Source organism: Citrobacter sp. GW821-FHT02E08, assembly GCF_059421685.1.
In genome coordinates this window covers 1-12,099 of sequence record NZ_JBWKVL010000019.1, presented here as the reverse complement: position 1 = coordinate 12,099, position 12,099 = coordinate 1, and the positions used below count along the sequence as shown (strand labels likewise).

Below are 12,099 nucleotides of genomic sequence, written 5' to 3'. Positions count from 1 at the left end.
TTATCAGAAGCCAAGACTGTCCAGCAGATCATCCACCTGGTCCTGACTGGCAACAACGCCAGCCTTCGAGGTGTCGACCTGCGGGCCATTCAGCAGGCTTTCATTTTCGCGTTTCGGACGCGCGCCCTGCTCCGGAATGTTTTCCAGTAAGACCATCAGCAATTGACGCTCGATCTCCTGAATCACATCCATCATGCGCTTGATCACCTGACCGGTAAGATCCTGGAAATCCTGCGCCATCATGATGTCGAGCAGCTGCGCATTGGTAAAACTGGTATGCCCCGGCACATCGCCAAGGTATTTCCGCGTATCGGTGACCAGTTCACGGGCGTCAGAAAGTTCGATCGGGTTTTCAAACCACGCATCCCAACGCTGGGATAGCGCTTTCGCCCCTTTCTCCATTTCATCCTGGTGCGGCTGAGACGCTTCAACGCTGTTCAGCGCGCGTTCTGCCGCCTGCGCCGTCATCTGCACGACATAATCCAGACGATCGCGCGCGTCCGGAATCGCTTCCGCCGCTTCTGCAATGGCCTGATCCAGCCCCAGTTCCCGCAGGCTGTCGCGCAACATTCGGGTCAGGCTGCCGATGCGCGCGATGATATCTCCTGCCGAGTGATCATCCGCAGGTTTGATTGATGGTTGCATCATCGTCACACCCTCACATACCCAGTTTCTCAAAGATTTTGTTGAGTTTCTCTTCCAGCGTCGCGGCGGTGAACGGTTTCACCACGTAACCACTCGCCCCTGCCTGAGCCGCAGCAATGATGTTCTCTTTCTTGGCTTCCGCCGTCACCATCAATACCGGCAGCGAGGACATCCCGCCGTCTGCACGGATTGTTTTCAGCAGCTCAAGACCGTCCATATTGGGCATATTCCAGTCGGAAATGACAAACCCATACCCACCGGCCTGCAGTTTGTTCAACGCATCCACGCCATCCTCGGCCTCTTCGACGTTGTTAAAACCCAGCTCTTTTAGCAGGTTGCGCACAATGCGACGCATGGTGGAAAAGTCATCCACAACCAAAAACTTAAGTTCTTTATCCGCCATAAAAATTTGCTCCTGATTCAAATACGTATTGCCTGTCCGGCACTGATTTTCGCCAGCATCTGCTGGCTTACCTGGCTGAGATCGACCACTTCGCTCACGCCACCCATATTGATGGCCTCGCGCGGCATGCCGAACACCACACAACTTGCTTCATTTTGCGCAATGGTCCAGGCGCCTGCCTGGTGCATCGCTAACATCCCCGCCGCGCCATCGTTGCCCATCCCCGTGAGGATCACCCCCACGGCGTTGCGCCCCGCATGAATCGCCACCGAATGAAACAACACATCTACTGAAGGTCGATGCCGGTTAACCGGCGGACCGTCATGAATTTTGATTTGATAGTTTGCCCCGCTGCGCGCCAGCTCCATGTGCTTGTCTCCCGGCGCGATATAGGCGTGTCCGGGTAACACTCGCTCGCCGTGTTCCGCCTCTTTCACTGCTATCTGACACAGTTTGTTCAGGCGCTCAGCAAAGGAACGGGTAAATCCGGGCGGCATATGCTGCGTGATAATCACCGCCGGGCTGGAGAGCGGCAGCGGCTGAAGCACATGGCGTATCGCCTCGGTTCCCCCGGTTGAGGCGCCAATGGCGATCAATTTTTCCGAACTGAGTAGCGGCCCGGCTTTCAGGGTGACAGGCGCCGCCAACGGTTTATGGGCAGCCAGACGCGCGCGCGACGCCGTCCGCACTTTTTCCGCAATCATCGCGCTGTAGGCCAGCATGCCTTCACGAATACCGAGCTGCGGTTTGGTCACAAAATCAATCGCCCCCAACTCCAGCGCACGCAGGGTCACTTCGGAGCCTTTTCCGGTCAGGGAAGAGACCATCACCACGGGCATTGGCCGCAGCCGCATCAACTTCTCAAGGAAATCGAGACCGTCCATCCGCGGCATTTCGACATCCAGCGTCAGGACATCGGGGTTATATTTCTTGATTAAATCCCGGGCAACCAACGGATCGGGCGCCGTCGCCACCATCTCCATGTCGCTATGGCTGTTTATAATCTCGGTCATGATTTGGCGCATAAGCGCGGAATCATCAACTGACAATACCCTGATTTTACTCATACTTTATCCTTACTTAGCGCATACACCGTTTGTCCGCGTAGGCAAAAATCGCGCACGAGGTGGCTAAAGTTTTCTGAGTGACCGGCAAACAGCAGTCCATCAGGCTTAAGGAGTGGAACAAAACGGTGCAAAATGTCCTGCTGCGTCGTTTTATCAAAATAGATCATCACGTTACGGCAAAATATGGCGTCAAACGGTTCCGGTACGTTGTACTGCTTATCCAGCAAATTAACGCTGGAAAACTCGACGTAATTGGCCAGTTCCTGACGCACGCGCACCAGCCCTTCATGGGGGCCAGTTCCCCGCATGAAGTAACGCTGCAACTGCTGTGGCGAGAGCGTTTTGAGTTCATCAAGGCGATAAATCCCGCTCCTCGCCTTTTCCAGCACTTCGGTGTCGATATCACTGGCAAACACTTTCCAGCGTCCCGGCGCGGTGCCCAGCGTGTCCGCCAGCGTGATGGCGATACTGTAAGGCTCCTCGCCGGTGGAGGCCGCCGCGCTCCATACCCGGTATTCGCCGTTACGACGACGCGCATGCTCCGCCAGCACGGGAAAATGATGACCTTCACGAAAGAAAGCCGTCAGATTGGTGGTCAGTGCGTTAATAAACGCCTGCCACTCGGCGCTGTTTTGGTTGGCCTCCAGCGTACTGAGATAGCGACCAAAGTCGTCCAGTCCCAGCGTACGCAAACGGCGGACCAGGCGGTTATAGACCATATCCCGCTTGTGGTCCGCCAGCACGATACCCGCGCGCTGGTAGATTAATTGACATATCCGACGAAAATGCGCGTCAGACAGCGCGAGGCGCTGTGTCATCTGTAACAATAATGACGTTTGCCCAGTGGGCAGAGATGATGTCATAGCGCCTTCTCAATCACATTCAGGATGCAACCGACACCGCTTTTCGCGGTGCCGGTGCTTAGGGTGGTACGATGTGCAATTCAGGTTTAAACGACCATCAGAATGTTTCCCAATGGGTGTCCGGTTCCGTTGTCAGTGGACGGGATTGTGCGGCGTGAGGCGTATTGCCTGAGCGATGCGCGTCACGCGGTTTTGATGCAAGGGGGCGTGCCGCCAGCCGGAATGCCGAGACAGCCATATTTAAACGACTGGCCTGCTCTTCGAGCGCCGCCGCGGCCGCCGCAGACTCCTGTACCAGCGAGGCGTTTTGCTGCGTGACGCGATCCATTTCAGACACCGCCAGCGCCACCTGATCAATACCGCGGCTCTGCTCGTCAGATGCGGAGGCAATTTCCCCCATGATGTCGGTGACGCGCGTGACGGCATTGACGATGTCGTTCATCGTCTCGCCCGCACTTTCCACCAGCACCGAGCCAGTATCGACCCGCGACACGGAGTCTTCAATCAGCGCTTTAATCTCTTTCGCCGCCTGCGCGCTGCGGCTGGCTAAATTGCGCACTTCACCGGCGACCACCGCAAACCCACGCCCCTGCTCTCCGGCGCGAGCCGCTTCCACGGCGGCGTTCAGCGCCAGGATGTTGGTCTGAAAGGCAATACCGTCAATAACGCTGATAATGTCGGCGATTTTTTTGGAGCTGTCGGCAATCTCGTGCATCGTTTTCACCACGCCGTCGACCACTTTTCCGCCGTGCTGCGCCGTATCAGAGGCGCTTTGCGCGAGCTGCGACGCCTGACGCGCGTTGTCGGCGTTCTGTTTCACCGTTGCGGTGAGCTGCTCCATGCTGGCGGCGGTCTCTTCCAGCGCCGACGCCTGTTGCTCGGTGCGTGAAGAGAGATCGGTGTTACCGGTGGCAATTTCGCTGGTGCCGGAATAAATGGCGTCAGAACCTTCGCGAACCTGGGTCACCGTGTCAATCAACGAACGCTGCATGTGATCAACGCTGCCTGCCAGCTCGCCAATTTCGTTACGCCCGGCGACGGTCAATGTCTTCGTCAAATCGCCGCTGGCAATTTCGCGAATGTGGCCAATCACCTTTGCGAGTGGATTCAGTAAGGTATGGCGAATGCCGTACCAGACGACGACCAGAATCAGCACCAGGACCACCGCAAGAATGGCAAGTTGCCATTGCGCAAAGTGATAATCACGGGCGCTTTCGTCGAACGCCTGGCGATACAGTTTCTCGCTGACGCTGGCATATTTACCCAGCGCCTCGCCCAGCGCGTTTTGCATCCCCTGGGTCGGTTGGGCAAAGTACGCGTCCATGTTGCCGTGTTCCAGGAACTGAATCAGTTCTGCCAGCGCCGCATGGTATTGCAGGTATTTCTCATCCACATTGCCGCTGGCCTCCGCCATTTCAGGCAAAGGTGTAATATTTTTGAACGTGTTGTAATGCGCCGCCGCCTGCGCCAGAACGTTTTTGGCATTCTTCAGCAGATCACTTTTTGCGCTGCTCTGCTGGTTGCTGGCATCCATCATCATGCGCGCGGCAGAGCGACTCAGGTTAATACGTGTCTGCAGCATCAGGTCCCATGTCGAGGTAAGTTCACTCTGCTGCTGGCGTAAATCGTTAGAAATAACAAAACTTTGCTGATTCTGCTGCAATGAAGAAAACAACAGACCACCGGAAACAAGCTGTAGCAGTGCGAAAACCCCCAGCACCATCATCAGCATTGTGACAACGCGGATACGGTTAAACATAAGGCACCTTCCTGAAAACGAGTTATCTCCGTTATCGGCACCCCGGGGCAGAACTTTACATTTGCGAAAAGGAAAAAATGGGCTAGAACGCAATATCGACAACAACGGTGTCGGTATACGTCCCTGCGGGCGGCGTCGTTTGCGTATTCAAAATTTTGGCCGTGTAGTTGTAAGTTCGCAGTAGTCCGTCGGAACTCAGTGAGGACGAGGCGCTACTGGCCCAGCGTTCCGTCCCGCTGCTTCCCCATCGCTCAGTGGTGCTGCCTTTGTAAATCTCATAACTCAGGCGATTAGCGCCGCTTGCCATATTTCTGACATTCCCGCTCGCGTTGCTGCCATTATTGATACCGACGGTGTATGTACTGCCTTTAGTGCACGTGACTGAAACGGACTGGGCGATCGCGGGAAAGTTTTTCACCAGCGGCGCGCTGCCAAAATTGACGTTCGGCGCGGTAATAGTGATGCAGTCGTTGGTGACCGTCAGGGTCAATGGTAAGGTCGTCGCCACCGTATTGGTTTGATTGGTAATACACAATCCCAGCGCGCCAACCTGGCAAATATTGTAGTAAACGTTGAAATTGAAGATGAGCTGATACGGTCCCGCGCTGACGTTTTGCCCCGTTACCGTGCGAAAATAGAGCGGCAGAGTAAAGCGCTTTGAACCCAATAACGCCAGCAGCGTACTCCCGCTCCAGGTGTAGCTACCGTTAATGGCGATTTCACTGTTATTGGCGCAATTGGATTGGCCGCACAGCCGAACCGGAATGGCATCCGCCAGGGTAGCGTTATCCACGCGCTTTAATGCCCCCCGATTGCTGACCGTGGCGGATGCTCCCGTGTAGGTCAGCGTGACCGTGTCGTTATTGAGCAATCCCAGTACCACATCGCATTGCACCAACAGATCGGCGCTGCTCGTTTGTTCGGTATTGTTCACGGTAAAAGAAGAGACGCTGCCTAATGCGCCGCTGGTCGTCGCAACCGAGCACGCCGCCCGAACGCCCGGTGCTATCACCAATAACGCTAACAGCCACAGCCCACGAACGATCACCCTGGGCCGCTCCGGCAAATGAGCGGGCCATAGGTTTGCAGTTTATGCTGAGGATTCGCGGCCAGCGTAAGCATTGCCTGACAATGTCTGCCGTCCGGCGTCGTCGCCTGCAAGATCGTAACGTTCTCTAAATTTTCCAGCCAGACGATGCCGTCGTACCCCACCACGGCAGATTTCTGTTGCGATCGCATGACCTGGCTTGCCACAGGCAACGGTTGAGCGTTCTCATCGTGCAGAATCACGCTGGCCACACGCTCCTGCTCCATGGGGAAATCCACCAGATAACCGCTTTGGCGCCGTAACGCCACCTTGCGTTCAGTTTCCTTCAGCTGGATATCCGCCGGTAAATTCAGCGTATTGATGCTGTAATTCGCCGGGTAATAGGCCGAAACGCTGCTGATCAGCAAATACCCCTTCTCATTGGTTTTCCCGATGGGCTGATTTTCATAATTGACCGGAACATCGGCATGCCCGTCAGTGCTGACCACCACAAAAGCATCGTTGATCTTGTTGGCGGCAAACAGTTGATTGTCCATCAGCACCAGGGAACCCATTGCTTCGCCCCACCAGGTCATTTCATCACTCTCGCCGTAGGTTCCGCCCTGCAACTCTACGTTGTTATTCCGCCAGCCCAGCGTCGCCTGCTGGTAGTCACTGTCTTGCGATTGTCGCGCCCATGCCAGATTCCAGCTAAATCCTCCGTCGGTCGGCATCGAATGGGTGTAATTAATGCGTTGCGTTTGCCCCGCATCCGGCGTCTTCTCCATGCTGAAAGCGGCGCTGTCTCGTTCACCCAGCGGAATTTGCACCGACATCGCCAGTGTCCAGTCACCCTGTTGTCGGTCCCGGCTGGCAGCAAGATACAGGCTGCTGCTCCCCCACAAATTGCGGCTCCAGGAGAGATTGAGCAATTCCGTTTTTTGCGCATCAAAGCTACGGATATCGATCCATGCCGCACCGACATTCCCGAACGTTCCCATATTGAAGGTAAGCGAGTATTGATCGCTGCGCTGACTCAACGACGCCAGCGGTTGATTATCATCATCCGCATCGTCAGACTGATCGTACAGCGCCAGATTGCCAAACCCCCGTTCACGCCGGGAGTGCTGTGTAGCGAGACTGAACGCCGCGGTACTGTACTGATACCCCCAGTTGATCTGATGACCGCTTTTATCCCGCATGCGGCTTTCCGTCCATGCGCCATTCACCACCCCAAAACGCCCCAGTTTGACCAGTGCTCCCGCTCCCGCCAGTGCCAGTTCTTCAGCCGCTTCCCCGTGTCCTTCCAGCGTCAGAAAATCGGTGGCGCCATATCGGTATGTCGCACTCCCCACTGCCGGACCGTAGTCAGCATTGTCGATACCGTAGTTACGCCGCAGGCTCCCCAAGGTCGCCGCCCCATCACTCATACCAGGTGCCAACAGTTCACTGGCAACATAAAACGGTAATGTCGTGCTCACCTGCCGACCCAACGCATCACGCGTGACCAGTACCGCATCGCCCGCGCCGTTAATGTAGGGCAGATTGGTGAGCGTAAACGGTCCCGGCTGGAGTTGCGTCGACCCTGCCCGATAACCATCAATGAACAGGTCAACGGATGTCGGAACAGCCGCTTCGCCGGAAAATTCCGGCAGAGGCCAGGTCACAAGATCGGGACGCAGAGAAAAATCGCGCCCCCAGTAAAGACCGCCCACTCGCACACTGTTGCTCCAGCTCAGGGCATCGCTGATCACATCCCCGATGCGCCACTGGGTGGCATCGTCTTCGTGAGTGGCCGTGAACACTGTGTCATAACGAACATAGCCCTCTTGCTGATCGTGGCTTCCCGCCATATTCTGGCGCACATAGCCTGTCGAAGAGAACGATCCCGCATCATTAAAAAAGCGAAGTTCATGCCAGACCGAGGCCTGCCCACCGCCATGTTGAGAATCGCTTGCGTAAAAATCATAGTTAAGTAACGCGCCACGCCCATGATGCGGCGTACTCTGCGACGACTCACCGCCAAAATGCATGATCCGTTCAGGCACCCAGTCGCGAGGAACCGTCAATAGCAGGCGCTGCCCGCTGCTATCGTATTCGGTTTGCACCTGCGCTAACCGTGACGTGTTGACATCCCCGTGCGGAAGTTTGTCAGGCGGGAGCCCGGCACGCTGTAAATCGGCGCTCGCAACATAAAAGTCCCCCTGTCGCCGGGTCACTGGCACCACCTGTTGTGTATCGTAGTGATTAACGATCAGCGCCAGATGGAAGACCGCGTCGGTATTCATCGCGCGGGCATCAGGCGGCGGTGGCAGTGAGTCATCCCCCGACTCCGCCCGGCAAAGGGAGGGACTGGCCAATAGCGCCGTCATCACCACACCACTCAGTTGGCGGGACCAGACTGCCATTGACCACCCTGCGTGTTGGCTGCCGAGGTTAACTCTGCTGGGTGAGAAACACCTGCGGGTAGCGGCCAGCGCCGATAACTGCCGGGCAGAACATAACCCAACAGACCTTCAGCCACGGTATACTTCGCCCCCCCTTGCTGCAGCGACACTTTGCTGAGCCGGACATGCACATCGCTCTGATTGCGCACTTCCAGTTGTGGTTTGCCCTGCTCCTGCACCACCCGCCAGTTGAGCTGCTGCACGTTTACACGCGCGTGATATTCCCCTTCAGGCGAGGTAGCGACGCCCTGCCCGTAAACAAAGAGCGGCAATGAATAACGCATCTGTACGTTGAGCCCCATCTGCGGCGCACTGACGCTCTCTGGCTGCGGGATTTCATCGACAATGATGCGGTAAGCCTGCTCAACCCCAGCGGGCACGGTGGCCTGCTTAATCAGACGGATGAGCTGTTTACTCCCTTTCTCAATACGCACAATGGGAGGACTGGCGACCACATCCTGCTGTTGCTGATAACGTTCGAATCCCCCGTCCTGGTGCCAACGCACGATACGTACCTGCATCATCATCGGTGAATCGCCCTGATTCTGGATCCACAGTTCGGTGGCCTGACTGTCGGCGGCAAGCCAGGGATCGATGGGCCAAAGCAAAATAGTCCCTGCGCTGTGTGCCCCCGGTGCCATCAGCATCGCCGTCAGGGCAAACAGTCGCCCCGGATTCAAACGCATCTTCATCACATCACTCCCTTACTACCACGACAGCGTCACGGTAAGTTGATCTGAATAGTTTCCCGCCGGGCTGAATCCGGTCAGAAATGCAACGCCAAATAACGGCAGTGCAATGTTATTGCTATCGCTGTAAGCCACCGACACAGGCTGATTAACGCCGATTTCACTGTTCGCCCCCAGAGAAGAAGAGCTGTAGAGACGATAGGCCACGCGCTGGGTGCCTCCCGAGCGCTGCATATTTCGCACTGAAGCAAAATTGCGTCCTCCATCAATGCTCATACTGAGCGACACTCCCGGCGTGCATGCCAGCGACAGCGCTGCATTCGGCACAAAGCGAGTATTCACCTGCCGCGTTTCTACCCCGCTGTAGGTACCAAAATCGAGTGCGCCCAGCACGCCTCCGCTGCCGGTGATGACGGAACAGCCCGGCGTTACGGTAGCGCTAAGCTGAAAAGACTGAGTGGTGACGGCCTGCGCCGCCCCCCACATGCTGGCCAACAGACCCAAAATCAGGCGTAACAGCCCCCCGCTCCCGATACAGGAGTGTGCGTATGAAAAACCCATTTTTTGATTTATCAGTAAATTACGCTGACATTGATGGTGTCGGTATAGGTTCCTGGTACGACGGTGACGCTGTTGCCACCGCCCTGAATACGCCCGTACAGGGTGTAGTTATCGACACCTGCAGTGGTCGATGTTTTCGGGATAGGGGTGTTGTTGTCGATGACATTACTGAATCCACTGTCGCTGTACAGGCTGTAAGCGACGCCCTGCGTTGTGTTTGCCGCGTTGATGAGATAACGAGCGGGCGTGCCCGGCGTCCCCACCACATTTCCCGGTGCGGAGGAGTTCGTGTTGCCGGTGATTTGTACCGTGTAATCCGTCGTGGTGCACTGAATGCCAAAGCTGTTGCCCCCTCCCGCCCCCGTCAACTGGGTCGTCAATTCTGAAAACGTCGCCGGATGCGCGCCAAAATCGAGCGTACCGAAATTGATCCCGTTCTGGCTGGGCGATCCGTTGATCAAGCAGCCGTTAGTCAGCGTCAGCGTCGCGCCTATCGTCCCGTTGCTCGAGAGCGCGAGGACGGAAGGTACAGGCAACAAAAACACGCTAACGGTGCCCAGGATCAGATACATATTGTTCATCACTTCACCTCCAGAAATCGCTATCCTCGACGTTTTTCCCACCAGACCGGGATGGCAGGAACAGAAGACGCGGAAAAGATCTAACGAACTGATAAACTGAAATTTAGTTTATGTATGAGAAATCAACCACCAGCGCAGCGCATGGTCATGCTTATGACCTATTGACATAAAAACATCATAATTATCAAAAAATTAACATTTGGTCGCATCATGAAAAATGATGTATCAGAAGGATATATTCATTCTTATGCGATCAGGATCACATAATCACGCCCAACAGAACGCAACAAAATGGATAAATACTAAAAAATAGTTGTATCCCACCTCGCTTTACTCCAATTTAGGTAATGAATATTTCAGTGCCTCTAAATAAATAAAAGACATGCGTCACTGAAAATAAAATGTTAAATCAAGCTGGGAGCTTTTTAGTGGCAAACGCAAACAAACTCACGTTATTTATCGTGATCTTCATGCTGGCTGGCATTCTGTCGGGGGCGGCGATTCATTCATACACCAGTCAGGACACCATTGCCGCATGGTCTGACAACATTACTCTCCTCACCGATATCTTCCTTAGACTTATCAAAATGGTGATTGCGCCGCTGGTATTCAGCACGTTGACCGTAGGAATTATGCGTTTGGGTGAAACCGCCACCATTGGCCGTGTGGGAGGGAAAGCGATGATCTGGTTTATCAGCTCTTCCGTCCTGTCCATTCTGGTGGGGCTTTTTATCGTGATGATTGAGCAACCGGGCGGCGGGTTAAATCTGGCGATCCCTGCGGAATCGGTAGATACCGGTCTTGCGGTGGGCGGCATGAGCTTAAAAGGCTTTTTGTCTCATACCATTCCAACCAGTATTGCGGGGGCGATGGCAGATAATGAAATTTTGCAAATCGTCGTGTTCTCGCTGTTTTTCGGTATTGGTGGCGCGTCGCTGGGTGAAAAATTTAATGCCCCGCTGGTTGCCGCGCTGGACGTGGTTTCACACATTATGCTGAAGGTCACGGGCTACGTCATGTACGTCGCGCCGCTGGCAATTTTTGCGGCCATTTCATCGGTTATCGCCAATGAGGGGTTGGGCATTTTACTTCACTACGCCTCCTTTATTGGCGGCTATTACGCCGCTATCCTGATGACCTGCCTGGTGTTGTTAGCGGTGGGATACCTGGTGCTGAAAAAAGAGGTGTTCCGCCTGCTCAGCATGCTGAAGGACCCTGTGCTGGTGGCGTTTACAACCAGCAGCTCGGAAGCGGCCTACCCGAAGACCCTCGAACAACTGACCAAATTCGGCTGTTCGCGCAACATTGTGTCGTTTGTGCTGCCGATCGGTTACTCCTTCAACCTGGTCGGCTCGATGGTGTACTGCTCATTTGCCTCGATGTTTATCGCGCAGGCCTACAATATTCATCTCTCTTTTGCCGAGATTACCGTGTTGATGCTGACGCTGATGCTGGCGTCGAAAGGGATCGCGGGTGTACCGCGTTCCGCGCTGGTGGTCCTGGCGGCCACGATCCCGAGCTTTAATATTCCTGTCGCCGGGATCCTGCTGTTGATGGGTATCGACCACTTCCTCGATATGGGGCGTTCCGCCATTAACGTGTTAGGAAACGGGATCGCCACGGCCATGCTGGCGCAGGACGAAGGATTACTGGAAGAAGAAGATGTCCGCGATACGGGGACAGAGCAGGTGGAGGCCTGATAGTCATACGCTCTGAGGAGTCATGCTTTTTTTTGGGAAATTTTTGACTCCGGAACAAGGTTCCGTTCACCTTATGTTTCTCGCTTCTCTGGCATTTCATGTCCCGTGAACGGGTTAAGGGGGCTATCGCCGCGCCCTGAACCCGCATCCCTGCGGGTTCCCCCGGCCTTACGGAAACACGTCGGCAATTTTCGGCCGGACTCTCCCCGCACCTGACCACCTGAGTTTTTGGTTAAACAGCCAAACGGAAATCACTGAAAGTCAGAATGCTGAAGCAACGCCACGGTCCGGCTGAAAATCGATGAGACGTTGACGGCTGACCGGGGCCGCCCGCAGGGACGCGGGCGGAGGGGACGG

11 protein-coding genes are annotated in these 12,099 nt (G+C 55.3%); 1 reads left to right on the top strand and 10 read right to left on the bottom strand.

Features of this window, described 5'->3' with window-relative positions:
• Positions 1–3: 3 nt before the first annotated feature.
• The 10 genes from cheZ to AC07UY_RS19450 all read right to left on the bottom strand — a co-directional run bounded on the left by cheZ (position 4) and on the right by AC07UY_RS19450 (position 10,033).
• Positions 4–648: a protein phosphatase CheZ gene (cheZ, locus tag AC07UY_RS19495; protein ID WP_203360902.1), complete on the bottom strand. Its 645-nt coding sequence runs from the start codon at positions 646–648 to the stop codon at positions 4–6.
• Positions 649–658: 10 nt separating this feature from the next.
• The gene (gene cheY, locus AC07UY_RS19490) at positions 659–1,048 is read right to left on the bottom strand and encodes a chemotaxis response regulator CheY (RefSeq protein ID WP_203360901.1); all 390 of its coding nucleotides are present in this window, start codon (positions 1,046–1,048) and stop codon (positions 659–661) included.
• Between the two features lie 17 nt (positions 1,049–1,065).
• A complete protein-coding gene (locus AC07UY_RS19485) occupies positions 1,066–2,115 on the bottom strand; it encodes a protein-glutamate methylesterase/protein-glutamine glutaminase (RefSeq protein WP_494660450.1) in 1,050 nt (349 codons plus the stop codon).
• On the bottom strand, positions 2,112–2,978 hold the full coding sequence (gene cheR, locus AC07UY_RS19480; protein WP_494701785.1) for a protein-glutamate O-methyltransferase CheR: 867 nt from the start codon (positions 2,976–2,978) through the stop codon (positions 2,112–2,114). The genes AC07UY_RS19485 and cheR overlap by 4 nt, the downstream gene beginning before the upstream one ends.
• Before the next feature lie 97 nt (positions 2,979–3,075).
• Complete coding sequence (gene tar / locus AC07UY_RS19475) at positions 3,076–4,737, bottom strand: methyl-accepting chemotaxis protein II (RefSeq protein ID WP_494701784.1); 1,662 nt, start codon at positions 4,735–4,737, stop codon at positions 3,076–3,078.
• Between the two features lie 82 nt (positions 4,738–4,819).
• Entirely contained in the window at positions 4,820–5,785 is a 966-nt protein-coding gene (locus tag AC07UY_RS19470; protein ID WP_494660447.1) for a Csu type fimbrial protein, read from the bottom strand.
• The gene (locus tag AC07UY_RS19465; RefSeq protein ID WP_494701783.1) at positions 5,782–8,172 is read right to left on the bottom strand and encodes a fimbria/pilus outer membrane usher protein; all 2,391 of its coding nucleotides are present in this window, start codon (positions 8,170–8,172) and stop codon (positions 5,782–5,784) included. Before AC07UY_RS19465 ends, AC07UY_RS19470 begins: the two co-directional genes overlap by 4 nt.
• Positions 8,148–8,903, bottom strand: coding sequence for a fimbrial biogenesis chaperone (locus AC07UY_RS19460; protein WP_494701782.1), 756 nt, complete (start codon positions 8,901–8,903; stop codon positions 8,148–8,150). Before AC07UY_RS19460 ends, AC07UY_RS19465 begins: the two co-directional genes overlap by 25 nt.
• 15 nt (positions 8,904–8,918) lie before the next feature.
• Positions 8,919–9,386 carry a Csu type fimbrial protein gene (locus AC07UY_RS19455; RefSeq protein ID WP_494660519.1) on the bottom strand — a complete coding sequence of 156 codons (468 nt, stop codon included), beginning with the start codon at positions 9,384–9,386 and terminating at the stop codon, positions 8,919–8,921.
• A gap of 86 nt (positions 9,387–9,472) precedes the next feature.
• Positions 9,473–10,033 (bottom strand): Csu type fimbrial protein, encoded by a 561-nt coding sequence (locus AC07UY_RS19450; protein WP_238929238.1) that lies wholly within the window; start codon positions 10,031–10,033, stop codon positions 9,473–9,475.
• A 437-nt stretch (positions 10,034–10,470) separates the two neighbouring features.
• Here AC07UY_RS19450 and AC07UY_RS19445 point away from each other — a divergent pair, with 437 nt between their 5' ends.
• The gene (locus AC07UY_RS19445) at positions 10,471–11,742 is read left to right on the top strand and encodes a dicarboxylate/amino acid:cation symporter (protein ID WP_494660518.1); all 1,272 of its coding nucleotides are present in this window, start codon (positions 10,471–10,473) and stop codon (positions 11,740–11,742) included.
• Positions 11,743–12,099: the final 357 nt, after the last annotated feature.